General features: G+C 62.3%; 21 protein-coding genes. 7 read left to right on the top strand and 14 right to left on the bottom strand.

Going from position 1 to position 23,035, the window contains the following annotated elements; genetic code table 11:
• On the bottom strand, window positions 1-563 hold a 563-nt coding region (locus tag EN879_RS02570; RefSeq protein ID WP_206520917.1), incomplete at its 3' end, for a nicotinate-nucleotide--dimethylbenzimidazole phosphoribosyltransferase.
• A gap of 197 nt (window positions 564-760) precedes the next feature.
• On the opposite strand from EN879_RS02570, the gene EN879_RS02575 reads away from it, so the two are divergent.
• Both EN879_RS02575 and EN879_RS02580 read left to right on the top strand, forming a co-directional pair.
• Entirely contained in the window at window positions 761-994 is a 234-nt protein-coding gene (locus EN879_RS02575; protein WP_024503316.1) for a DUF1289 domain-containing protein, read from the top strand.
• 7 nt (window positions 995-1,001) lie between these two features.
• Window positions 1,002-1,706, top strand: a complete 705-nt coding sequence (locus tag EN879_RS02580; protein WP_024503317.1) for a TIGR02281 family clan AA aspartic protease — start codon at window positions 1,002-1,004, stop codon at window positions 1,704-1,706.
• 10 nt (window positions 1,707-1,716) lie between these two features.
• Here EN879_RS02580 and dusA read toward each other — a convergent pair whose 3' ends face one another.
• Window positions 1,717-2,715 (bottom strand): tRNA dihydrouridine(20/20a) synthase DusA, encoded by a 999-nt coding sequence (dusA, locus tag EN879_RS02585; protein ID WP_063167985.1) that lies wholly within the window; start codon window positions 2,713-2,715, stop codon window positions 1,717-1,719.
• Between the two features lie 242 nt (window positions 2,716-2,957).
• Window positions 2,958-4,940: a BTAD domain-containing putative transcriptional regulator gene (locus EN879_RS02590; RefSeq protein WP_063167984.1), complete on the bottom strand. Its 1,983-nt coding sequence runs from the start codon at window positions 4,938-4,940 to the stop codon at window positions 2,958-2,960.
• Between the two features lie 151 nt (window positions 4,941-5,091).
• Between EN879_RS02590 and EN879_RS02595 the strand changes: the two genes are divergently transcribed.
• The 3 genes from EN879_RS02595 to EN879_RS02605 are packed head-to-tail and all read left to right on the top strand — an operon-like array spanning window position 5,092 to window position 7,689.
• Window positions 5,092-6,090 carry a DMT family transporter gene (locus EN879_RS02595; RefSeq protein WP_063167983.1) on the top strand — a complete coding sequence of 333 codons (999 nt, stop codon included), beginning with the start codon at window positions 5,092-5,094 and terminating at the stop codon, window positions 6,088-6,090.
• 48 nt (window positions 6,091-6,138) lie between these two features.
• On the top strand, window positions 6,139-6,840 hold the full coding sequence (locus EN879_RS02600) for a hypothetical protein (RefSeq protein WP_127224125.1): 702 nt from the start codon (window positions 6,139-6,141) through the stop codon (window positions 6,838-6,840).
• A 42-nt stretch (window positions 6,841-6,882) separates the two neighbouring features.
• Window positions 6,883-7,689, top strand: coding sequence for a DUF1194 domain-containing protein (locus EN879_RS02605; protein ID WP_063170236.1), 807 nt, complete (start codon window positions 6,883-6,885; stop codon window positions 7,687-7,689).
• A 110-nt stretch (window positions 7,690-7,799) separates the two neighbouring features.
• On the opposite strand, the gene EN879_RS39690 is transcribed toward EN879_RS02605, so the two are convergent.
• The 8 genes from EN879_RS39690 to EN879_RS02645 are packed head-to-tail and all read right to left on the bottom strand — an operon-like array spanning window position 7,800 to window position 16,373.
• Window positions 7,800-8,339: a DUF982 domain-containing protein gene (locus tag EN879_RS39690; protein ID WP_224619186.1), complete on the bottom strand. Its 540-nt coding sequence runs from the start codon at window positions 8,337-8,339 to the stop codon at window positions 7,800-7,802.
• Complete coding sequence (locus EN879_RS02615; protein ID WP_013531723.1) at window positions 8,243-9,229, bottom strand: dipeptide ABC transporter ATP-binding protein; 987 nt, start codon at window positions 9,227-9,229, stop codon at window positions 8,243-8,245. The genes EN879_RS39690 and EN879_RS02615 overlap by 97 nt, the downstream gene beginning before the upstream one ends.
• 8 nt (window positions 9,230-9,237) lie before the next feature.
• Window positions 9,238-10,197 carry an ABC transporter ATP-binding protein gene (locus EN879_RS02620; protein ID WP_024503324.1) on the bottom strand — a complete coding sequence of 320 codons (960 nt, stop codon included), beginning with the start codon at window positions 10,195-10,197 and terminating at the stop codon, window positions 9,238-9,240.
• Window positions 10,194-11,165, bottom strand: a complete 972-nt coding sequence (locus EN879_RS02625; RefSeq protein ID WP_013531725.1) for an ABC transporter permease — start codon at window positions 11,163-11,165, stop codon at window positions 10,194-10,196. The genes EN879_RS02620 and EN879_RS02625 overlap by 4 nt, the downstream gene beginning before the upstream one ends.
• A complete protein-coding gene (locus EN879_RS02630) occupies window positions 11,165-12,181 on the bottom strand; it encodes an ABC transporter permease (protein ID WP_063167981.1) in 1,017 nt (338 codons plus the stop codon). The genes EN879_RS02625 and EN879_RS02630 overlap by 1 nt, the downstream gene beginning before the upstream one ends.
• A gap of 39 nt (window positions 12,182-12,220) precedes the next feature.
• Window positions 12,221-13,882, bottom strand: a complete 1,662-nt coding sequence (locus EN879_RS02635) for an ABC transporter substrate-binding protein (protein ID WP_024503325.1) — start codon at window positions 13,880-13,882, stop codon at window positions 12,221-12,223.
• Window positions 13,883-13,900: 18 nt separating this feature from the next.
• Window positions 13,901-14,806, bottom strand: coding sequence for a proline iminopeptidase-family hydrolase (locus EN879_RS02640; RefSeq protein ID WP_027161573.1), 906 nt, complete (start codon window positions 14,804-14,806; stop codon window positions 13,901-13,903).
• A 52-nt stretch (window positions 14,807-14,858) separates the two neighbouring features.
• The gene (locus EN879_RS02645; protein WP_063167980.1) at window positions 14,859-16,373 is read right to left on the bottom strand and encodes a leucyl aminopeptidase; all 1,515 of its coding nucleotides are present in this window, start codon (window positions 16,371-16,373) and stop codon (window positions 14,859-14,861) included.
• Between the two features lie 247 nt (window positions 16,374-16,620).
• On the opposite strand from EN879_RS02645, the gene EN879_RS02650 reads away from it, so the two are divergent.
• Both EN879_RS02650 and EN879_RS02655 read left to right on the top strand, forming a co-directional pair.
• Window positions 16,621-17,523, top strand: a complete 903-nt coding sequence (locus tag EN879_RS02650) for a LysR substrate-binding domain-containing protein (RefSeq protein WP_024503328.1) — start codon at window positions 16,621-16,623, stop codon at window positions 17,521-17,523.
• Between the two features lie 240 nt (window positions 17,524-17,763).
• A complete protein-coding gene (locus tag EN879_RS02655; RefSeq protein ID WP_024503329.1) occupies window positions 17,764-19,221 on the top strand; it encodes an NCS1 family nucleobase:cation symporter-1 in 1,458 nt (485 codons plus the stop codon).
• Window positions 19,222-19,259: 38 nt separating this feature from the next.
• Here the strand turns inward: EN879_RS02655 and EN879_RS02660 are convergent, their stop codons facing one another.
• The 3 genes from EN879_RS02660 to EN879_RS02670 all read right to left on the bottom strand — a co-directional run bounded on the left by EN879_RS02660 (window position 19,260) and on the right by EN879_RS02670 (window position 22,710).
• On the bottom strand, window positions 19,260-19,796 hold the full coding sequence (locus tag EN879_RS02660; RefSeq protein ID WP_127273938.1) for a DUF1697 domain-containing protein: 537 nt from the start codon (window positions 19,794-19,796) through the stop codon (window positions 19,260-19,262).
• 11 nt (window positions 19,797-19,807) lie between these two features.
• Window positions 19,808-21,445, bottom strand: a complete 1,638-nt coding sequence (locus EN879_RS02665) for a CTP synthase (protein WP_013531733.1) — start codon at window positions 21,443-21,445, stop codon at window positions 19,808-19,810.
• A gap of 137 nt (window positions 21,446-21,582) precedes the next feature.
• On the bottom strand, window positions 21,583-22,710 hold the full coding sequence (locus tag EN879_RS02670) for a L,D-transpeptidase (RefSeq protein ID WP_013531734.1): 1,128 nt from the start codon (window positions 22,708-22,710) through the stop codon (window positions 21,583-21,585).
• Window positions 22,711-23,035 lie beyond the last annotated feature (325 nt).

A 23,035-nucleotide genomic window follows, 5' to 3' on the forward strand; every position in this document is an offset into this window, starting at 1 on the left:
GGGCCTGCCCAGTCGGCGCCCCCGCCCCCGAACAGCGCCGCAAACAGGGTGGCGGCGACGGTGGAGTTGCCGACGCCGAGATCGCCGAGACACAAAAGATCGGTGCCGCCGGCGATCGCTTCCATGCCGAAGGCCATGGTGGCGGCACAGCCACGCTCGTCAAGCGCGGCCTCTTCGGTGATGTCGGCGGTCGGGATGTGCAGGGCAAGATCGAAAACCTTAAGCCCGAGATCGTAGGCAATGCAGATCTGGTTGATCGCGGCACCTCCGGCGGCGCAAAGTTCGACCGCGTTGGCGGTCGCCGCCACCGGCCGTGGCGAAATGCCGTGGCGCGTGACGCCGTGATTGCCGGCAAAGACCGCCATCAGCGGTCTTGTCACCGCGGGCGGAGCCCGCCCGCTCCAGGCGGCCAGCCAGGCGGCGATGTCCTCGATGCGGCCAAGCGAATTGCCCGGTTCGGCCTTGGCAAACAGCGTGCGCACGCGGGTCTCGGCTGCCGTGTCGGCCGCCGGCAGATTGGCCAACAGGTTGCGAAAATCGTCGAAAGGCAGTGCGCTGGTCATCTTGTTATCGATCATTCCCTGGATTTGGTAAGCGGCATAGCCGCCTTGCGGGGTTGGCACAACCTCTGGGATGATGGGCCTGCATTTGCCGCAAAGCCGGCCCCGAAGGGCGCAATCGCGAGGGCTTGCATTGGCTTTGCCGTTGCACCATGTGGAGGTGGAACAAGGGATTGCGGATGGAAGCCCAAGAGAAAGTCATGACGGCCATCGAATCCCCGTGCATCCTGGTCTGTTCGATCGACATGAAAACCGGCTTCTGTTTCGGGTGCGGCCGCACGCGCGAGGAAATCGGCGCCTGGATCGGGATGACGCCGGAAACGCGCCGCAGCGTCATGGCTGAATTGCCGGCCCGGCTGGAAACGGTCGAGCGCCGGCCGCGCCGGGAAACGCGCCGCACCCGCATGGCGCGCGAACGCGACGCGCTGTCGTGAGGTGCGGATGAGCCGGTTGTTCTGGATATTGATGGCCGCGATCGGGGTGGGAGCAGTCCTGCTCATGCTCAACGATTCCGCCGGCAGCACCCTCGGCGTGGAGAACAACGATTTCAGCCGGCTGATCTGGCTCGGCGCCTTTGGCGCCCTTATCGGCGCCGGCCTGCTTCGCTCGGGCCGACCCCTGGGCGCCATGGCCCGCAACTTAGGCGCCTGGGCGGCCATCGCGCTCGCGCTGATCGCCGGCTATCAGTACCGCTATGAGCTGCAGGATGTCGCCAGCCGGGTGACCGCGGGCCTTGTTCCCGGCAGTCCGCTTGCGCTTGGCGTCGAGGACGGCCACGCCACGGTGACGCTCGACAAGGCGGACAACGGCCATTTCGAAGCGCGCATCCTGGTCAACGGCAACCCGGTCCGGGCCGTGGTGGATACCGGCGCGACCAGCACCGTGCTGACGTCCGAAGACGCACAAGCCGCCGGATTCAATCCAGCGGCGCTCAACTACACCATACCGGTTTCGACCGCCAACGGCATGGCACGCGCCGCGGCCGTGAAAACCGATCAGATTGCGATCGGCGGCATCACGCGCAGGGATATGTCGGTGATGATCGCCGCACCCGGCATGCTCAGCCAGAGCCTGCTCGGCATGAACTTCATCGGTTCATTGTCGGGTTTTGACGTGCGCGGCGACCGCATGATCCTCAGGGACTGATCCCTGAATCTCAAGCCGCTTCGGCTGCCGCTCCGCCGAGCTCGACGGCCGCGAAAGCCGCCTTCAGCACGTCCGGGCCGGCGCCGGGTTTTGTCGCGTCGGTGGACAGGATCTGCCGGTAGCGGCGCGCGCCGGGCAAGCCATGGAACAGTCCGACCATGTGGCGGGTGACATGTCCAAGCCGCCCACCCAGCTCGATATGACGTGCCGCATAGTCCGCCATTGTATCGATCAGCGCGGCGAAATCGAACGGCTCGGACTGGACGCCGTAGAAAGCGGCATCGACGCCAGCCAGAATGCCGGGTGTGTGGTAGGCGGCGCGGCCAAGCATGGCGCCATCGACATGGTCGAGATGCGCCAACGCCTCTTCGATCGTCTGAATGCCGCCATTGATGCCAATGAATTCGTTAGGTTTTCTAGCCTTCAACCGATAAACTCTGTTGTAATCGAGCGGCGGGATGTCACGGTTTTCCTTGGGGCTCAGCCCTTCCAGCCACGCCTTGCGCGCATGCACCCACAATGCGTCGGCGCCGGCGTCGAAAACCCCATCCGCCAGCGCATCGAGGGCCGGCTCCGGATCCTGCTCGTCGACGCCGATGCGGCATTTGACGGTCACGGGAATTGTCACCGCCGCCTTCATCGCCGCGACACAGCCGGCAACGAGGTCCGGCACCTTCATCAGGCAGGCGCCGAACGTGCCCGACTGGACGCGGTCTGACGGACAGCCGACATTGAGGTTGATCTCGTCATAGCCAAAGGCCTCGCCGATGCGCGCCGCCTCGGCAAGTTTTTCGCGATCCGAGCCGCCGAGCTGCAGCGCGACCGGATGTTCTGACGCATCGAAGCCGAGCAGACGCTCGCGTGCGCCATGGATGACGGCGTCGGCCACCACCATCTCGGTGTAAAGCAGCGCATGGCTCGTCAGCTGACGGTGGAAGAACCGGCAATGCCGGTCCGTCCAGTCCATCATGGGCGCTATGGCTACCCTTAACCTTTGATAATCTTGCATGTTTCGTAACTTCAACAGGTTGGATCGCGTCGTACGGGCTCTATCACGCGCCATGATAGGCCCAAGCCGCAAATCGGCGGATGACTGGCCGGCGCCACGGCGTGGGGCGTCGAATACCTCAATCGCAGGGTAGCGTATAGGTCGACCTGGCCGGAATTGCCAACGCGTCGTCTGCTTTCGATGCCTGGGCGGAGGACGGAACCCTCCAGCTTCGTATGACGGTGTCTGCGCCAACGATGTGGCTAGGAACTGGGAAGGCCAGCCCTCGACAGCATCTCAAGGAACCGGGAATGATGATGATCCTTTACATAGCGCGGCACAAAGCCAGGGCAGACGTTGCTCAGATTGAGATGCGGAAGTTGTGACAGGCAATGGTGGATGGCCCGGGACGCTTCTTCGTTATTTCCGGTGGCCGATGCGGTCGCGGCCCAATAAAGGGCGCCGCGAACGAAGCCAGGCTTTGTCCTGACTACTTTGCGGGCGGCTTCGAGCGCCCGCTGGTTGTCTCCGCCAGCGAAGAGCGCCACAACCAGGCCGTGGTGGCGCCAGAAGTCGATGACATCGTGCGTTCCGAGCCGGATTGCTTCGTTGGCCTCACGCACCGCTTCGTCGACCTGTCCGCGCAACGCAAAGAGCATCGAAATATCGCCGTGGCCAGTTGGGTAGCTTGGGTTGAGGCTGATCGCGTGGCGGCATTCGGCGATCGCCTCGTCGATGCGACCGCAACTTTCGAGAGCGAACGACAGAATACATCGGGCAATTTCATCGTCCGGTACCGCCCGTACTGCGGCTTCCGCAAGCTCGACCGCACGCTCGATCACCCCACGCCCCCGAGGCAGCGCACCAAACGCCACGCCCATGGATATCACGATCGAGAGCGTCCGCTTTGCACGGGCATTGTCGGGACCTATCGAGAAGGCCCTCTCGGCAAGCTCTATCCCGACCAAAAGTGAGTCCCGAGTCATCTCAAAATATTTCATGAGGGCTTCGTTCACCAGCCTGCGCACTTCAGGGATCCCTGGCGGGCTTTTGTCTCGAACCTTCCAGTTGGTCAGTTGAAGTTCGAGGATCACGGCAAGAACAACAGATTGTGCGATCCTGTCCTGGAATTCGAGCGCGTTCTCGGAGTGGCCGTCGAACTTCTGGGCCCAGACGTGGTGGCCGCCGGCGGCATCGACGAGCTGGACATTCACCCTCAACCCATTGCCGGATCTCTGGACGCTGCCGCTGAGCATATATCGCGCCCGGAGTATCCCTGGTGTCTTGGCTTCTTCGCCTGGGCCGCTCTTCTCGGACGGAAGCGCGGCGAGCACGACATAGTCGGCCACTCCGGAGAGGGCTGTCGTGATGTCCTGGACAAGTCCCTTGGCGAAAAAGTCGTCGCCTTGCTTTCCGGTCAGATTAACGAAGTCGGCAACGCTGATGGACGGACGCCCAAGGCGCTGGCTGGACGGAACACCATTTGTCGACTGCACATTTGAAGCGTCGTCGGCGGCAAGCAACAGAGATTGCCAAAGCGCCCGCGTTTCAGGGCCGGCTTCGACGCCGAACTCCTTCTTCAGCATGCTTCTGCAAGCTTCGTATGTCCTGATTGCCCTGTCGCGTTGGCCACATGCGAGCAGCAATTCCATCTTGAGCCGATAGGATTCTTCCCGTGTCGGTTCCATGGTCAGAATACGATCGGCCAGGATCAGCCCGGCATCGGGGTCGACGAGACGGGCCAGTTTTTCGAAGGACTCAAGCGCGCGGCCGAGCAGCCTGTCGCGTTCCGATGTGATCCAGTCATCGAACGCATTGCTTCCCAGATAAAGCCCGTCGAGGAAGGGCCCGGTGTAGTTCGCCAAGGCCTTCGCCAGCTCCTGGGCGGAACGGGCCGAGAGACCCGTTTCGAACTTCTCCACGTCGACTTGAACCAGCTCTGGCCTCAGGGCGATCAACTCACCGCTGGAATGGATGAGATCCACCCCCTCTCGCGCCAGATCCTGGCGCAGGACACTGAGGGCCTGCCGAAGGCTGTTGCGCGAATGTTCAGCGTCGCTGTCGCCCCATAGGAGGTCAGCCAGCCTCTCCCGCGTCGCCGCCATGCCCGGACACCGGGCCAGATAGGCGATGATTGCCGGCCCTCGTTTCCCGGTCAGCCGAAGCGGGCCGGCCGTTTCATTTTCAATCCGGAAACCGCCGAAGAGTGAGATTCTATTTGCAGCGCCGCTGTCCTCACTTTGCATTTGCTATCCCAGCCTGACGAAATCCTAACTCAAAACTAACGCTTCGCAACAGTCGGCCTTCGCGCTCAAGCGCTGCCGTAACGGCAGGCTGTTTAGGCTTTGCTAAATTAAGGCGACCAAGTCAACGAAAGGCTTGGTTCGAGGGGGGCGCGTGTCCAGGACAAGAGCCAATTTGCTGCTGCTGTTTGCAGCCGCTTTGTGGGGCTTCGGCAATGTCTCGCAAAAGATGGTGCTTGTGCATCTCGACGCGCTGAGTGCTGTGGGTCTGCGATGCCTGATCGGCGGGCTGCTTGTGCTGCCCTTTGTCTTCATGGAGAAGCGGCTTCCGCTCGGGCCGGACTATTTTTCCAGCTTGGCCAAGGTGGGCGCGCTGTTTGCCATCTCCATCACGCTCCAGCAGCTTTGCTATCTCGGGGCCTCCGTCACCAATGCGAGCTTCCTGGTAAGCACGGCAACGGTAATGACACCGCTGGCCGCCTGGTTTCTCGTAGGCGAACGTCCGACAGCGAGTCTTACAATCGCCGCCGGATTGACCCTTGTTGGAGCCCTGCTGTTGTCGGATGGGATAGCCGGGTTCAGCAGTGGCGATCTTACCGCTGTCCTCTCGGCTGCCTGCTATGCGCTCTGGGCAGTCGAGCTGGGCCGGCACATGCAGGTGCATGCGCGGCCGTTCACCGCTGCCGCGACACAGTTCTTCGGCGCCGCAGCCTTCGCCCTGCCGCTCGGTGCAATGCAAGGCAATCTGTCGCTGGCCGCCGCATCCGCAGCCGGCCCGGAACTGGCCATCCTCGGCGTGTTCTCCACTGCGATTGCCTTCGGCATACAGACGGTTGCCCTCCGCTTTACGCCGGCCAGCCACGCCGCCGTGATCGTCAGCGCAGAAAGCGTTTTCGGGGCGCTGGGCGCGGCAATCTTTCTCGGCGAGCGGAGCTCGTCCGCGAGCGTCTTGGGTGCCGGCATCATCCTGGGTGCGATCCTGTCCGTTGCAATGTCGAACCGAGCGCTGCAGGCACGCACGTCCTTGCGAACCGCTTCGGTTCAATCCTTCGACGCGGCCCCTGCCTTTGCAACTGCGTCCGCAAATCGGGCGGGCGATCGTCATCCCAACAATTCAGGTCCAGTGGAGGAATGTGATGGCCCTTGCCGGTGATGCGAAACGTATTCCAGACCCGGCCGGACTTGTCGCGGGGGCGCAGTGATGGATGCGCGGACAATCCTTCTTCCGGTCGCACATTTGGTATCGGCGCTTCGCGCCCGCATGAAGGGACCGGGTGGCTACTACAACAGCGGCAATGCGCTCGGCCTCATTGTCGGTCTGGCGATCCAGATTGCCACCGCGCCGGTCGGCTTGCATGAGGGAAGCAGCGTCACCATGGCGGTGATCGAATATTTCGCTGGCAGCCATGGCACTGTTGCGCTGACCTTGACCACCCTGGTCTTCTTCTGGGGCGGCGAGGCCTATCACCGGGCCTGGGCAAGGCCGGATGCTCCCGATCCCGCCCTCAACCGTCTAGGCGACTTCCTGTCGGGCCTGGGTGCGATCGGGCTCGGCATTGCCCTGTTGCTGCTCGGCGATCCATTGCTTGCGGCGACCTCCGGCCTGCTGCATGCGCTGGGCAAATTCGGCAGCACCTTCCACAGGCCCGGCACGCCAATTCCGATCTGGCCGGCCGCTTGGCCCGATCCGTTCCGCAGTGCGGTGCTCGCCAGCCGGTTGCCGGCAATGCTGGCGACGACAGTGGCCCTCGCCCGCGCTTTGCCTGAGGTCTGGTGGAGCGGCTCCTTCGCGGCCCTCGCCATGCCACTGACCTTGCTCGGCTGTTATCTCTTGTGGACCAAGGCCGATCTGCTGCTCTTCGGCGTGGGCACCAAGGCCACCCGCCAGATTTCCACATGTTGAACCCGCTTTTTGAAACGACCGGATGTCGAGATGGAGAATGACATGTTTGGCAGTGTGTATCATCAGGACGCCGGCCCCCCATCCTTTCGCAAACTGGTGCGGGCGACAGGCTGGGGCAGTCTCCTGACGCCGGCCGGTTCAATCTCGAGAGTGACAGGAATACTTGCAGCTTCGCTGTTTTGGGGGGCCTCGGCCCATGCCGCGAACGTTGACGTCGCCATCGTGTTCGCGGTCGACTTTTCGTCATCCATCGATCCGAAGATCGCCGATATGCAACGCGAGGGACATGCCGCGGCACTCACCTCGCCAGAGATCATCGCCGCCATCAGCCGGAATTATATTGGTTGCATCGGCGTTGCCTATTTTGAGTGGTCGAGCCCCGGACACGCGCGCGTCGTGCTGCCGTGGACAAGCATCTGCGGACTGGAAGATGCCGAAGCGGCGGCTGCGGTGATCAGCAGGAAAGGCGATACCGGCTTCATCCGCAGAGGGCGTGGCGGAACATCCGTCTCCTCGGCTATCGACATCGGCAGTCTCCTGCTCGACCAGTTCCCGGGAAAGGCCGCAAAGAAAGTCATCGATATCTCCTCCAATGGCGAGAACAACGACGGGCTTCCCGTCCAGCCGAGCAGGTCGAACGCCATAGCCAAGGGATATACGATCAATGCCATCGCCATCCCGACGGAGGATGAGAATCCCGACCAACCTCTGGCATCCTATTTTGCCAAATCGGTCATTGGCGGTTCCCAGGCCTTCGTCATGACGCCGAAGGGGCCAGACGACTACACCATGGCGCTTCGCCGCAAGCTCGTGACTGAAGTAAGCATGAACGACGACCGTCCGCTGTGAAAGTGCGCCATGTAGGACGAACTTTCGAGGCCCCATCCCGGAGCGCATTGCACAACGAGATCCCCGCGCCGCTGCAGCGCGAGACCTTGTAGGACCGTCAGGACAACAGCCTATCGCCGCAATGCGTGCACGCTTGCCTTGCCTTCGCCGCCTACCGGCAAAGCCATGTCATCGTCGAGAAGGCGCGTGATGCGGGCAAAGCCGGTGAACGCTTTCCTTGCTTCCTCGGCCGACATCTGGCCCGACAAGGCGGCCGAGCAACAGTTCAGCGCGCACTGATAAACCGGACCGCGCCGTCCCGTTGGCCATTTCCGCAAGAACATCATGGCTTCGGCAACACTATCGATTTCTTCCGCAGGGTGTCCTTGCCCGCGCGAAATCCGCACGGGCGAAAAGAAATGCAATTGATCCATCGTTTCCTCCCGGTCGACCGCAATGCGCTCGATCGAACCCCACCAAACGCACCAACAGCCGGTTGGTTCCAGCCAAAAAATGGAATTTTTTGAGAAATCTGTCAGGCGAAGGCGATCACCTGTGCGGTGGTGAGTGTCGCCTACATCGTCGGAAAGTGGCAGGCGACTTTGCGACCGGGTCGGTATTCCCGCAACTGCGGCCGCTCCGAACGGCAGCGCTCCGCCGCGATCGGGCATCGGGGATGGAAACGGCAGCCGGTTGGAGGGTTCAGAGGGCTCGGTACGTCGCCGGTGAGGATGATGCGCTTGCGCGTCCCGCTGGGCGTCGTCTCCACGATAGGAACCGCCGAGATCAGCGCCTGGCTATAGGGATGGGCCGGTGCTGCAAACACTTCTTCCGCCGGCCCTTCTTCGACGATCGAGCCGAGATACATGACCGCTATGCGGGTTGAAACCTGACGTACCACCGACAGGTCGTGGGCGATGAAGATGTAAGTGAGATTGAGCTTCTCCTGCAGATCGGCAAGCAGGTTGACGATTTGCGCCTGCACCGACACGTCGAGCGCGGAGACGGGTTCGTCCAGGACCACGAGGTCCGGGTTCAATGCAATAGCCCGCGCGATGCCGACGCGCTGGCGTTGCCCGCCGGAAAATTCGTGCGGAAACCGCATGACGTGATCCGGCAGCAGGCCGACAAGGTCGAACAGTTCCGCCACGCGTCTGGTGATCTCGCTCGACGAGAGCCTGCCATGGATGCGCAGCGGCTCGGCCACCAGGTCGCCGACGCGCCGGCGCGGATTGAGCGATGCCGACGGATCCTGGAAAACCATTTGCAAGCGGCGCCGGAGCGGCCTGAGTTCGGACAGCGACTTCGAGGTGATATCGTTGCCTTCGAACAAAAGCTCGCCGTCCGATATGTCGTAGAGCCTCACCAGGCAGCGCGCCAGCGTGGACTTGCCGCATCCGGATTCGCCGACCAGGCCGACCGTCTCGCCGCGCCACACGGTCAGGGAAACATTGTCGACCGCATGAACGGTTCGCTTGCCTTCGGCGGAAAAACGGCTGCCGATCGAAAAGCGCTTGCCCAGCGAACGCGTCTCGATAATGGGGCGATTCTTGTCGGTCATCGATCCGCTCATGCCTGTGCCACCCTGAAGCACGCCGCGGCATGAGTGCCGCTCCCGAGGTCGGGTTTGCCGGCCTCGCAGGGCTCATAGTGAACCGGGCACCGCGGACCGAACGCACAGCCCTGCGGCAATCGCAGCAATGACGGCGGCGAACCGGGAATGGCCGGCAGGCGGCGTGGTTTTTCGCCGGTCAGCGGCGGGATCGAACCGAGCAGCGCGCGCGTATAGGGGTGTCGCGGATCGGAAAACAGCTCCGCGCGACTGCCGCGCTCCACCACGCGGCCGGCATACATGACCATGACCCGGTCGGCGAGTTCGGAGACCACGCCCATGTCATGCGTGATGAAGACCACCGCCGACTTGTGCGTCGCGCGCAGCTTGCGCACCAGATCGAGAATGCCGGCCTGTACGGTGACGTCGAGCGCCGTGGTCGGTTCGTCAGCCACCAGCAACGCCGGATTGCAGGACAAAGCCATTGCGATCACCGCCCGTTGACGCATGCCGCCGGACAGTTGGTGCGGGTAGCGCGACATCGCCTCGTGCGGGTTCGGAAAATTCACCTCGGCCAGCAATTCCTCCACGCGCTCCATCGCCTTGGACTTGCTGATGTTGCGATGCGCGCGGATCTGTTCGGCGATCTGCCAGCCGATCGTGTAGACAGGCGTCAACGCGGTCATCGGATCCTGGAAGATCATCGCGATCTCGTTGCCGCGCAGCCGCCTCAGTTCGCGCGCGGGCAGTCCCACCAGTTCGCGGCCCTTGTAACGGATCGAGCCTTCGATGGTGGCGTTGGGATCGGTGATCAGACCCATGACGGCCAGCAGCGACACGGTCTTGCCGGAACCGGACTCACCGACGACGCCGAGGATCTCGCTCTCCTCGAGGTCGAAGGAAACGCCATCGATGGCCCGCACCAGGCCATCATTTGTGCGGAAGGATACTTTGAGGTCGCGCACCGACAGTATCATGATGTCCTCAGGCGCGGATCGAGAAGGATGTAGACGAAATCGACCACCGCATTGGCAACAACCACGAACATCGAAGCGTACATCACCGTTGCCATGATCATCGGCAGATCGAGATTCTGCAGCGCGTCATAAGTGAGCTTGCCGATGCCGTGCAGCCCGAACACCACCTCCGTCAGCAGGGCCGAGCCTCCGACCAGCGCACCGAAATCCAGGCCGAACAAGGTGACGAAGGCGATGAGCGACGTGCGCAAGGCATGGCGCAGCAGGATGCGGGTCTCCGACAGGCCCTTGGCCCGGGCCGTACGGATATAGTCCTCCTGCAGGGATTCGATGATCGCCGCGCGCAGCACGCGCCCATAAATGCCGATGTAGAGAATGGACAGCGTGATCCACGGAATGACCAGGGTCAGGAACCAGCCCTTTGGATCGTCGGAGAAGTTCTTGTAGCCGAGCGGCGGCACCCAGGAGAACGCCCAGCTGTCGTGGTAGCGGCTCTGGGTGATCAGGTTCATCACCTCGCCCAACCAGTACACCGGCATCGAAATACCGAGCAGCCCTAGCGCCATCAGCAGCTTATCCAGCCAGCTGCCGCGCGTGGCGGCGGCGGCGATGCCGATGATGATGGAGACGACCACCCACAGGATCGCCGCTCCGAACACCAGCGAGAGCGTGACCGGGATCGAATCCATGACCGCCGGCACCACCTTCCAGCCACGATTGACGAAGGAGGTCAGATCGCCGGTGACGAAGATCTTCTCCATCATCGTCACATATTGCACGTAGAGCGGCCGGTCGAAGCCGAAGCTGTGGCGTACCGCCTCCAGCACTTCGGGCGATGCATTGCGGCCGGCGATGCGCGCCGCCGGATCGGAGCCCGGCGTTGCGAAGAAAATCAGGAAGACGATGACCGAGATGCCGAACATCACGAACAGCATCTGGCCGAACCGGCGCAGGATTGCGTAGATCATCAGTCGCGCCCCAGCCGAACCTTGGAGCGCGGGTCGAGCGCGTCGCGCAGACCGTCGCCGAAGACATTGAGCGCCATGACGGAAACCGCGATCGCCAGGCCCGGCACCAGCGCCACCAGTGGCCTGGTGTAGAGCAGCGCCTGTCCGTCCTGGATGATGGTGCCCCAGCTCGCGGCCGGCGGCTGCACGCCGATCGAAAGGAAGGAAAGGGCTGATTCCGTAAGCATGTTCAGCGCCATCATCAGCGGCACGAAGACGATCAGCGTCGTGGTGACGTTGGGCAGGATGTCGCGCCACAGGATGCGCCACCCCGGCACGCCCAGATTGATCGCGGCGAGCACGAATTCGCTTTTGCGCAGTGCCAGAACCTGCCCGCGTATCGGACGAGCCACATAGGGCACGTAGACGATACCGATGATGATGACAGGCAGCCACAGACTGCCGGACTCGATCTGGATCGGTCCTATCGTGATGCCATGCGCGATGGTGACGATGGAGAGCGAAATCGCCAGCAGATAAATGGGGAACGCCCACAGTATGTCGAGGAAGCGCGACAGCACCGTGTCGGTGACGCCGCCGAAATAGCCGGCGATCAATCCCGCCGCCGTGCCCAGGATCAGGGTGAAGATGGTTGCTGCTCCGGAGATCAGCAACGAGCTCAGCCCGCCATAGAGCATCCTGGCCATGACATCGCGCCCCTGGCTGTCGGCGCCGAGGAAATAATTGCCCAGCCGCCAGGTCGGGCCGAGCGGTGTGTAGCCAAGCCCGAGCCCCTCCGTCGATTGTTCCATCACCGGAACGTCGGCACCGTCGATCTGGATGACGGCGTCGAGCGTCGAGGCGAAGGGGTCCACGCCTGCCCATTTCGCATAAAGAGGCGCACTGAGGCAGGCAAGGACGATGAGGAGGAACACGGCCAGCGACGCCATGGCGGCCCTGTCCCTTGCCAGCTTCGCAAACGCGACGGCCCAGGGCCCTCGCGTCTTGCGCGGCGCGGCGACAGCTACGTTCGACACGGACGTGCCCCTCCGCGGTTCGTTACTGCACCCAGGCCATTATTGTACCCAGGATTGGGTGATCATCCAGTTGAACTGCCTGTTGAACTTGAAATTGCCAAGACGTTTGCTGACGAAGTCTAGCCGCTTCGGCGTAAAGAGGCCGACCGCAGGTGCCTTGTCGGTGACTTGCCTGTCGATTTCAGCCCACATTTTATCGGCGGCTTTCTGATCGGTGACGCCGAGGTCCAATGCCTTTTGCATCTTGGCGTCGATTTCCTTGTCGCAGAAGCCGGCGATGTTGATCGAGGCGTCCGAACCTTCGCGGAAGGAGGCGCAGCTGAACAGGATGTTCAGGAAGTCCGAAGCCGCCGGATAGTCCTTGTACCACTGGGTGACGGACATCTGCACCTTGTTGTTGGTGTTCTGGATGTAGGTGAACTGGATGTTCGACGAGATCGGCTTGACGTCGGCGACATAGCCGATGCTGGTCAGCACGCTCTGCAGATAGACGCCGATGGAGCGCGAAATGGCGGTGTCCTCGACGATGATCGTCACCTTCTGGCCCTTGGTGCCGGAGTCCTCAACGAGCTGCTTTGCCTTGTCGAGATCAGGAGCCGACCATTTGGCGCCCGGGTTCTTGGTGAAGGGACAATAGTCTTCATGCCCGGGGAAGTCCGGAGGCAGGACCTGGCAGACCGGCGAGGCCAGCACCTTGCCGCCGAACAGCTTGACCAGCGTGTTGCGATCGATCGCATAGGCAACGGCCTGGCGGGCTTTTTCGTTGTCGAAGGGTGCGAGACGGTTGTTCAGCGGCGCGTACCACCAAGCCGAAAGCGGCGAGATGTGCAGCTGGTCCATGGACTTGCTGCCCAGTTCGCCCAGGCGGTCGCTCGGCAGAGCGTCGAACATCCAGTCCGCTTCGCCGTTCTGGATCGCGGTGACGGCTGCCTCTTCGGACAGGCCGAAATCATATTGGACGACATCCGGATAGCCGTCCGGCTGGGCTTCTTCGCTCCACTGCTTGAAATTGGGGTTGCGGGAAACCGTCATGCCCTTGTTCGGGTCGAAGGCGGAGATCATGTACGCGCCGGTGCTGGGAATGGGCTTGGAACCCATGTCTTCAGCGGGCGTGTCCGCCGGCAGGACCACGGCATGCGGCAAGGCAAGCTTGTAGAGCAGCTCGGCATCCGGCTTGGTGATGTTGATGGTGATGGTGCCGGCCGCTTCGTCGCCGACAACGCCGCCTTCCAGCGTGCAGCTCTTGGTGTCGGCCAGGCATTTGTCCGCCCCGACGATGCCGGCATAGAACGTGCCGGAGGTGGGTCCGGAAACCTTGAAGATGCGCTGGAAAGAAGCGACGACGTCCTTCACGCCAAGATCCTGGCCGCTGGAGAACTTGATGCCCTTGCGCAGCTTGAAGGTGAAGGTCTTGCCGTCATTGCTGACCTGCGGCAGGGCCTCGGCCAGATCGGGGACGATGGTGAAACCGTCCATGCCCTCGGCCTTGCGGAAGGCCACCAGGCCGTCATAGATCGGCTGGTACATCTGCCAGCCCTGGTCCGTGTAATTGATGTGCGGATCGAGCGTTCCGGCCGCGGAGCGGGCCAGCAGGCGGATGGTGCCGCCTCGGTGCTCCTTGAGATATTCGGCCTGTGCCGGGGCCAGCCATGTACCGGCCAGCAATGCCGCGGCTGTTGCCGCCAGAAGCAGTTTCTTCATGTCTTGATTCCCCTTTTTTCAGTTATCGTTGTGGTCCAGGAAGTCTCCCACCACCCGCATGCACGCATCTTGCTCTTCGACATGCGGCATGTGGCTGGAATGCTCGAATATCTCCCAGCGAGACCCCTTGATGCCGTCCTTGTAGGGCTGCACGGTCGCGGGCGTGGCCTCGTCGTGACGTCCGGAGATGATCAGTGTGGGAACATCGATGGCCGGCAGGCGCTCGACGATGCTCCAGTTCCTCAGCGTTCCGATGACATGGAACTCGTTTGGCCCATTCATCAGATTATAGACGGTCGGATTGCGCACGACCTGGGCGAAACTTTCCGTGACTTCGGGCGGGAAAGGCACGACCCGGCAGACATGCCGCTCGTAGAACACCATCGTCGCAGCCTGGTAAGCCGCATCGTCCGTCGTGCCGGCCTGTTCGTGTCGGGTCAGGGTCTCCTGCACATCCGCGGGCAGATCCGCACGCAACCGGTTGGCCTCTTCGACCCACAGTTTCATGGACGCCGGTGAGTTGGCTATGGTCAGCGATTTCAGGCCTTGCGGCCGCGTCACGGCATATTCGGCGCCCAGCATACCGCCCCAGCTCTGGCCGAGCACGTGGAAGCCTGTCCGAATGCCGAGGTGGTCGACGAGGTTTTCAAGCTCGTCGATGAACAGCCCAGGTGTCCAGAAATCGGCGCCTTTCTCAGGCAGCAAGGTGGAATTGCCGCAGCCCAACTGGTCGTAGTGGATGACGGCGCGATCCCTTCGCGCAAGAAGCTTGTAGGCATCGACATAGTTGTGAGCGACGCCCGGGCCGCCATGCAGGATCACCACAGGCGCCTTTTCGCCGCCGAGTTCGCCACTGACCCGATACCAGGTCTCGTAGGCGCCAAAAGCGGCCCGTCCTTCCATGCCGATGATCTCAGATGACATCCCAATTCCCAGTGCGATTGAAGGTACTTTTATCGTCCGCGGCGGCAGGCGCCTAACTCATGTTACGGGTGACCTGCACCCACTCTTCCAGCATCTGCACGCCAAATGCCGTGGCACCTTGCCTGCCGAGCGGCCGATCGGTGTCGGTCAGTTCCTTGCTGGCGATGTCGAGATGCACCCAGGGGCGATCTTCCGTGAAATGGCGCAGGAAGGCTGCGGCATAGGGAGCATCGCCATCTTCCATATCCTTGGCATGATGCCGCAGGTCCGCGAACGGCGATTGCAGGCCCTCGTCGTAGGCCCGATCGAGCGGCAGCCGCCAGAACCGCTCGCCGACCGTTTCTCCGGCCGCGATCATCTGTGACGCGATGGCATCGTCGGTGCTGAACAGGCCGGCGAATATCGACCCCAACCCACGCGTCACCGAATAGGTCAGCGTTGCCAGATCGACGATCACTAAAGGGTTGAAGCGCGTGGCTGCATAGTGGAGGCAGTCGGCCAGAAGCAGGCGTCCCTCCGCATCCGTGTCGAACACTTCCACTGTCTGTCCGGACGCCGTCGTGATGATGTCGCGCGGTTTGAGCGCCGTGCCGGATGGCATGTTCTCCGCAATGCCGAGAACACCGACAACGTGTACCGGGCTGCCTTGCCGGGCGAGTGCGATCAGCAGGCCGACCACAGCGGCCGCTCCGCCCATGTCGGCTTTCATGTCGAACATCTGCGCTCCGCCCTTGATGCAGAGGCCGCCCGAATCGAAGCAGACGCCCTTGCCGACGAAAGCGAGTGGTTGGGCGGGAGCACCCTTGCCCCGGTAGCGCAGGACAGCGACCCGCGGCGGGCGCGCCGAGCCCGATCCGACAGCAAGAAGCGCGTTCATGCCGAGCTCCTTCAGTTGCGCGGCATCAAGCATTTCGATGTCGATGCCGGCTTCACGCAGGGGCTCAAGATGATCGTGGAAATTGTCTGGATGGAGATGGTTCGGCGGCAGGTTGACCAAGGTGCGTGCATATTCGACGCCGTCGGCGATGGCATTGATCCGCGCCAGCGCCGCTGTCAGATCCGGGCCGCGAGCCCCTACCAGTTTCACCCGCAAGGTTCTATCCGCTCCCGCCCCTTGCCGCCGGTTGCGCATATCGAAACGATAGCGGCGTAGCCGCATGCCAAGCGCGACACGCGCCAGGATTTCGGCGCCGGGCAGGTCAACGCCGGCGATCGGGTCCAGGACCAGGGTGGGCGCGCATTCCCCCTTGCCCTCGAGATGCGCGGCAAGCAGACCGCCGGCGCGCGCCAGTGATAGGGTGGTTACGGCTTCAGCTTTGCCCAGGGCCAGGACGACCACGCGCTTGGTCGATACGGACTGCGGGGCAATAAGATCGATGCAGGTGCCGGATTCGATCAAGGCGGCCGGGTCGGAGCAGGCGCGCGAGAGAATCCCGCCCATCTCGGCATCCAAGGCGGCTGCCCGCGGGCCGAAGCCTGTTTGGGCAGTTTGCAAGATCACGACGACGGAGGCTTCCGAGGAAATCTCGTCCGCGGTCTCGAAAACCGGCGCTGGCGATTGAGGCATAGGCTGGCGCTCTCTCCGATTGCGGCAATACCAGCCGGGTAGCGAGCAACGCTTCGCTCACCCCGGTGGAGACTGGTCAAGCCGGTCTCCGCCGTTCGTGGTATAATGCCGGTCCCCAAATAGTCGCTTTCTTGAGACGACTTAATTGCTCTTGTCATCTGGGTATCCCCTAACAGGGCAGGCGATCAAACGCGAATTCTGCCCATGTCGATTGACAAAAACTCAACTCACAATTCATGATCGGCCAATGGCCCTTCCCTCACTCAATGGCATGCGCGCTTTCGAGGCCGCCGCTCGCCTTGGCAGCGTCAAGGACGCGGCGGAAGAACTGCATCTGACACCCTCGGCTGTCAGCCGGCACATCCGCGCGCTTGAACGAAATCTTGGCCAGGACCTGTTCGAACGCGGTTTTCGCCAGATAACGCCAACCATAAGGGGCTCCTACTATGCGCGCAGCCTCTCGGAGGCGTTCGAAGCGATCTGGCGCGCCACCGATGACGTCAGCCTCTCCGAGGGGTCGCGCCACGGCAAGATCCAACGTGTTCGGGTCTTGTGCGTGCCCACCGTTCTGAACCTTTGGCTGGCGGACCGGTTGCCGAACTTTCGCCGGTTGCATCCGTCGGTGGATCTGGAGATCTCCACTTCAGGCAAGCGCGCCAACTTCGATTTGGCCATTGTCGACGAGTTCGTCTACAAGGCCGGCCCGGCTCTGACGCTGCTGATCCCGCTGCTTTTGACGCCGGTCTGTGCGCCTTCGCTTCTGGAGGGGCCTGTGCCGCTGCGATCGCCGGCCGATCTGGTCAATCATCATCTGATCCATGAATGCGAAACCATGAGATGGAAGCGTTGGCTGGAGCAGGAAGGCGTTCTGGAAACGACGCCAAAATCCAGCACAACACTGGATGATTGCACCTTGATCATGCGCGAAGCGATCAATGGCGCCGGAATAGCGCTTGCGGACACGATGATGGCGCAAGATTTTCTGCAGCAAGGCAAGCTGGTCGCGCCGTTCCGTGCCCGCCACACCTATCCGGCCGGCATTTACCTGCATCAGCGTCGCAGCATCGGCAACAAGCCAGGCACCGGTCTGTTTCAGGATTGGCTGCTCGCCGAAGTCGCGGACCACAAGCAGGTGATGGCAATCGCTTAGATGCCCCCCAACCGAAAATGTCGGGAGCCACCGCTTCAGATTGGAATCCCCGCGTCGAACCTCGACTCATCCGTGGTCCAGCGATGACCCACCATCGCCTTGCATCGATAATCGCAGTTCTCATTGAATATCTTTAAGGCCAAAGCCGGCAAATAGGTTGCTTGTCGGTTCCCCTGCGGCAGGCTTAACCTGCACGCGGCCAACGCGTGAGGGCGCGTGCTGCAAAAGGGGAACATTGCCATGACGATACAGGGTGCTTCACCTGATCTGTACAACGAGGATTTGGCTCCGGCCAAAGTTCGAAACTGGGGACCATTCTCGATCTTCAACGTCTGGACGTCGGACGTCCACAGCCTTTGGGGCTACTATCTTGCCGCCAGTCTGTTCCTGTTCTGCGGCGGCTTCGTCAATTTCATCATCGCCATAGGCATCGGCTCGCTGATCATCTACGCGCTGATGAACATGGTCGGCTATGCCGGCGTGAAGACGGGCGTGCCCTACCCCGTGCTTGCCCGCGCCTCTTTCGGCATCTGGGGCGCCAACATACCGGCGCTGGTGCGCGCCGTCGTCGCCTGCTTCTGGTACGGCGCGCAGACTGCCGCCGCCTCGGGCGCGATCGTGGCGCTGCTGATCCGCACGCAATGGTTCGCCGATTTCAACGCCAGCACGCACTTCCTCGGTCATACCGGCCTGGAGGTGATCTGCTTCGTGGTCATCTGGGGGCTGCAATTGCTGATCATCCAGAACGGCATGGAAACGGTCCGCCGCTTCCAGGACTGGGCCGGCCCCGCGGTGTGGGTGATGATGCTGATCCTGGCGATCTATCTCTGTGTCAAATCCGGGAGATTTGCCTTCACCAGCGACATCCCGATGGACGTGCTGCTGGACAAGACGAAGGATGCGGGCGTGCCCGGCACGCCTGGCTCCTGGACCTCGCTGTTTGCGGTGGCCGCGATCTGGGTCACCTATTTCTCGGCGCTCTATCTCAATTTCTGCGATTTCGCCCGTTACGCGCCTGACAAGGCATCGCTGCGCAAGGGCAACATCTGGGGCCTGCCGATCAACCTGATCCTGTTTTCTCTGGTGGCCGGCGTCACCACCATTGCCGCCTTTGACGTCTATGGCGAGGTGCTGCTGCATCCCGACCAGATATCGGCGAAATTCGACAGCTGGTTCCTGGCAGCCCTTGCTGCCCTGACCTTTGCAGTTGCGACGCTTGGCATCAACGTCGTGGCGAACTTCGTCTCGCCGGCCTTCGACTTCTCCAATGTCTTTCCCAGGCAGATCGACTTCAAGAAGGGCGGCTATATCGCGGCCGTGATCGCCCTGCTGCTCTATCCCTTCGCGCCATGGGAAGGCAGTGCGGCTTCCTTCGTCAACATCATCGGCGCGACGATGGGGCCGATCTTCGGGGTGATGATGGTCGACTACTACCTGATCCGGAAGGGTGAGGTCGACGTCGAGGCGCTTTATCGCGAAGATGGCGAATTCCGCTTCCAGGGCGGCTGGCACGTCAACGCCTTCATCGCCGCCGGCATCGGCGCCATCTTCTCGTCGATCCTGCCCAACTTCACCAACTGGCTGCCGTCCTGGTGGGGTGTCTATGGCTGGTTCTTCGGCGTGGCGATCGCCGGCATCATCTACTACGTGCTGCGCACCGCCGCTTTGGGCGCCGGCGCCAGGACCGCGAAGGCCTGACAAGGTGAATTTTGGGGCGGCGAGAGCCGCCCCAAAACCTACCCGAGCATCTCGGCCAATCTGCGCACCGTGTTCCAGTTGCGCGACGTGCCCGTGCCCATGCGCTTGTGATTCATCGCCGCAAGCAGCCGCGAGCTTGGCCTCTCGCGCGAAAAGACGACCCAGATGTCGCCGCCGACCGAAGTCACTTTTTCATCCTCGCCGGCATAGGCCTGGAGCCCCGTCACGGCCTCCACGGGCGCAGGCTTGCGCATCACCCGTACGGCCACCTGATCGCCTGCTTTGGCCGAATCGGCCGGGCACGGATTGCCGGCGGCAAGCTTCAGCCAGTCCTTGGCACCACGCACGATGATGTCGACATGGCGGCCGAAGGTTTTTTCGAAGGCTGCCTCCAGCCGCTGTTCAAGGTCGGCAATATCAGTTGCCGGCGCCTCGAAGACCAGATTTCCGGTCGCCACCAGGGTGCGCGGGTTCTTCAGCCCGAGATCTTCCGCCATGGCCTTGAGATCGGCCATGACGACCCGGCGGCCCTCGCCCAGAATGATGCTGTAAAGCAGCGCGACATAGGTCTGCATGGCCGACCGGCCTACACCAGCCGGCTCTGCTCCACCGCTGCCTCGATGAAACTGGCGAACAGCGGATGCGGGTCGAGCGGCCGGCTTTTCAGTTCCGGATGATACTGCACGCCGATGAACCAGGGATGGTCCGGGTATTCGACCGTTTCCGGCAGCACGCCGTCGGGCGACATGCCGGCGAACACCAGGCCGCAATCCTCAAGCCGCTCCTTGTAGTCGACATTGACCTCGTAGCGGTGGCGATGGCGCTCGGAAATCTGAGTGTCGCCGTAGATCTCGGCGATCTTGGAGCCCTTGGCGAGCTCGGCCTGATAGGCGCCGAGCCGCATCGTGCCGCCGAGATCGCCGGTTTCGCGGCGCTTCTCCAGCATGTTGCCTTTCAGCCATTCGGTCATCAGGCCGACGACCGGTTCCTCGGTCGGACCAAACTCGGTCGAAGACGCATGCTCGACGCCGGCCAGCGACCGCGCCGCCTCGATGCAGGCCATCTGCATGCCGAAGCAGATGCCGAAATACGGCACTTTTCGCTCACGCGCGAACTTCGCCGCCAGGATTTTGCCTTCCGAGCCGCGCTCCCCAAAGCCGCCGGGAACCAGGATGCCATGCACCTTTTCCAGCCACGGCGTCGGATCCTCCTTTTCGAAGATCTCCGATTCGATCCAGTCGAGCTTGACCTTGACGTGATTGGCCAGGCCGCCATGCGACAGCGCCTCGATCAGCGATTTGTAGGCGTCCTTGAGGCCGGTATATTTGCCGACAACGGCGATGGTCACCTCGCCTTCCGGATTGTGGATGCGGTTGGACACCGCCTGCCACGGCTCCATACGCGGCTTCGGCGCCGGATCGATGCCGAAGGCGGCCAGGACTTCCGAATCGAGCCCTTCCTTGTGATAGGCCATCGGCACGTCGTAGATATGCGGCACGTCGAGCGCCTGGATCACGGCGCTTTCGCGCACATTGCAGAACAGCGACAGTTTTCTGCGCTCTTCCTTGGGGATAGCGCGGTCGGCGCGGACCAGCAGGATGTCGGGCGCGATGCCGATGCCGCGCAGTTCCTTGACCGAATGCTGAGTCGGCTTGGTCTTCAGCTCACCGGCCGTCGGGATATAGGGCATCAGCGTCAGATGCACGTAGACGGCATTGTTGCGCGGCAAGTCGTTGCCGAGCTGGCGTATAGCCTCCAGGAACGGCATCGCCTCGATGTCGCCGACCGTGCCGCCGATCTCGCACAGCACGAAATCATAGTCGTCATTGCCGTTGAGGACGAAATTCTTGATCTCGTCGGTGACGTGGGGGATGACCTGCACGGTGGCGCCGAGATAGTCGCCGCGCCGCTCGCGCTCGATGATGTTCTTGTAGATGCGGCCGGTGGTGATGTTGTCCTGCTGGTTGGCGGAGCGGCCTGTGAAGCGCTCGTAATGGCCAAGATCAAGATCGGTTTCCGCACCATCGTCGGTGACGAAAACCTCGCCATGCTGGTACGGCGACATCGTCCCCGGATCGACATTGAGATAGGGATCGAGTTTTTTGATGCGTGCGCGATAGCCTCGCGCCTGCAGGAGAGCCCCAAGGGCCGCTGCGGCAATGCCTTTTCCAAGTGAGGAAACCACGCCGCCTGTGATGAATACATATCGCGCCATGGGAGTCATCGCTTAACGCGGCCGGATTGATTCCGCCAGAGAAAAAACCACCGCGAAGGTTTTTTCCCAAGAAGGCGCTCGGATCGTGAACAGGGCAAAACAAAAGGGCCGGCTGAGCCGGCCCTTTCGGCAGGATGACGAAAACGTCAGATGATGACGACCTTGGTGCCAACCCTGACGCGGCTGTAGAGATCCATGACGTGCTCGTTGATCATGCGGAAGCAGCCATTAGAGGCGCTGGTTCCGATCGACTGCGGCGCGATGGTGCCGTGGATGCGCAGATGCGTGTCCTTCTTGCCGTCATAGAGATAGATGGCGCGGGCGCCGAGCGGATTCTGGCCACCGCCAGGCATGCCGTCCTTATACTGGCCGTAATGCTTCGGCTCGCGCTTCTGCATGTCCAGCGTCGGGATCCAGCGCGGCCATTCCTGCTTGTCACCGACCGCGACCGTGCCCTTGAACTGCAGGCCCTCGCGACCGACCGCAATGGCGTAGCGCCGCGCGGTGGAAGATGATTCGACGAGGTAGAGGCGCCGCGCGCTGGTGTCGATGACGATGGTGCCGGCATCGTAACCAGTGAATTCCACGTCCTGCGGCACGAATTCCGGCTTCACCTTGAACTGCTTCTTGGCCTCCCTCTTGGCGAGAGCCTGATCGAGAGCCCGCGTCTCGGGAAGATAGCTTATCGAGGAGCCGGACGACGTCCCGCCGAAAAGGCCGGCGAACAGGCCGCCGCCGCTCGGCTTCTTCTGGCCGATGACTTCGCTGCGCAGTTCGCCATTGTTGCCGGTCAGGGCGACGTTCATGGCCTCCGCCGGAAGCGGCTCGGCCGACTGGATCGGCGCTATCGGTTCGATAGGCTCGATGATCTTGGCAGCCTGCTTCTTGGCCGGCTTGGCATCGGCCACCTCGGTTGCCGGCGCGCTCTTGCCCTTCTTGGCAAGGAACGCCTGCCGTTCCGCGTCGGCCTTGGCCTTTGCCGCCTCGCGCATTGCCAGCTTCCTGGCTTCGAGCGCCTTGGCTTTGGCGGCTTCCTTGTCGGCAACGATCTTGGCCTCGATCTTCTTGATCTGGGCGAGGTCGTCGGGCGTCGGGTTTTTCTTCTTCTTGAGAAGCTTCAATTGCGACGCATCACTCTTGACGGCGACGTTGATGGCAGAAGTTGTTTCAGCCGAAGGCTGTGCGGCCATATTGGCCGGAACGCCTGCGAAAGCGGGGGAACTCACGCCGAGTGCGGCGCAAAGTCCCAGGAAAATGAAGCTGCGAAGCTGCATGGCGAAGATCCGATCGTTCTATGCTTGTTGCCACGGCGTCGCCCAGCGCCCCCCAAGGGCGCCGGAAATGCCGCGTGCAATCTATAGTCGAATAAGCGCGGCCGCCTCAAGCGTGGGGCCATGCCTCACCCCGTCGAATCTTCGTGATCTCGCTGCATTTGCCGCGACTGTGTTCAAACGACCACAGATCGCGGTTCAGGCACCGAGGACTACTGGTTTGGAACCTGCGGGGTCGCCGGTGCGGCGGGAGCCGTGCCGTTGGTCGCCGGCGGCGTCGAGCCGGCGGCAGGCGCAGTGGCCGGGGCAGGCGCAGGAGCCGAAGCAT

This window comes from Mesorhizobium sp. M7A.F.Ca.AU.002.02.1.1 (assembly GCF_003998535.1).
GTDB classification, from domain to species: domain Bacteria; phylum Pseudomonadota; class Alphaproteobacteria; order Rhizobiales; family Rhizobiaceae; genus Mesorhizobium; species Mesorhizobium ciceri.

Excerpts from the sequence above, each read along its gene's own strand:
- EN879_RS02575 (WP_024503316.1), top strand. The coding sequence starts at position 761 with ATGACGGCCATCGAATCCCCGTGCATCCTGGTCTGTTCGATCGACATG.
- EN879_RS02580 (WP_024503317.1), top strand. The coding sequence starts at position 1,002 with ATGAGCCGGTTGTTCTGGATATTGATGGCCGCGATCGGGGTGGGAGCA.
- dusA (WP_063167985.1), bottom strand. The coding sequence starts at position 2,715 with ATGCAAGATTATCAAAGGTTAAGGGTAGCCATAGCGCCCATGATGGAC.
- EN879_RS02590 (WP_063167984.1), bottom strand. The coding sequence starts at position 4,940 with ATGCAAAGTGAGGACAGCGGCGCTGCAAATAGAATCTCACTCTTCGGC.
- EN879_RS02600 (WP_127224125.1), top strand. The coding sequence starts at position 6,139 with ATGGATGCGCGGACAATCCTTCTTCCGGTCGCACATTTGGTATCGGCG.
- EN879_RS02605 (WP_063170236.1), top strand. The coding sequence starts at position 6,883 with ATGTTTGGCAGTGTGTATCATCAGGACGCCGGCCCCCCATCCTTTCGC.
- EN879_RS39690 (WP_224619186.1), bottom strand. The coding sequence starts at position 8,339 with ATGCCCGATCGCGGCGGAGCGCTGCCGTTCGGAGCGGCCGCAGTTGCG.
- EN879_RS02615 (WP_013531723.1), bottom strand. The coding sequence starts at position 9,229 with ATGACCGACAAGAATCGCCCCATTATCGAGACGCGTTCGCTGGGCAAG.
- EN879_RS02620 (WP_024503324.1), bottom strand. The coding sequence starts at position 10,197 with ATGATACTGTCGGTGCGCGACCTCAAAGTATCCTTCCGCACAAATGAT.
- EN879_RS02625 (WP_013531725.1), bottom strand. The coding sequence starts at position 11,165 with ATGATCTACGCAATCCTGCGCCGGTTCGGCCAGATGCTGTTCGTGATG.
- EN879_RS02635 (WP_024503325.1), bottom strand. The coding sequence starts at position 13,882 with ATGAAGAAACTGCTTCTGGCGGCAACAGCCGCGGCATTGCTGGCCGGT.
- EN879_RS02640 (WP_027161573.1), bottom strand. The coding sequence starts at position 14,806 with ATGTCATCTGAGATCATCGGCATGGAAGGACGGGCCGCTTTTGGCGCC.
- EN879_RS02645 (WP_063167980.1), bottom strand. The coding sequence starts at position 16,373 with ATGCCTCAATCGCCAGCGCCGGTTTTCGAGACCGCGGACGAGATTTCC.
- EN879_RS02650 (WP_024503328.1), top strand. The coding sequence starts at position 16,621 with ATGGCCCTTCCCTCACTCAATGGCATGCGCGCTTTCGAGGCCGCCGCT.
- EN879_RS02655 (WP_024503329.1), top strand. The coding sequence starts at position 17,764 with ATGACGATACAGGGTGCTTCACCTGATCTGTACAACGAGGATTTGGCT.
- EN879_RS02660 (WP_127273938.1), bottom strand. The coding sequence starts at position 19,796 with ATGCAGACCTATGTCGCGCTGCTTTACAGCATCATTCTGGGCGAGGGC.
- EN879_RS02665 (WP_013531733.1), bottom strand. The coding sequence starts at position 21,445 with ATGACTCCCATGGCGCGATATGTATTCATCACAGGCGGCGTGGTTTCC.
- EN879_RS02670 (WP_013531734.1), bottom strand. The coding sequence starts at position 22,710 with ATGCAGCTTCGCAGCTTCATTTTCCTGGGACTTTGCGCCGCACTCGGC.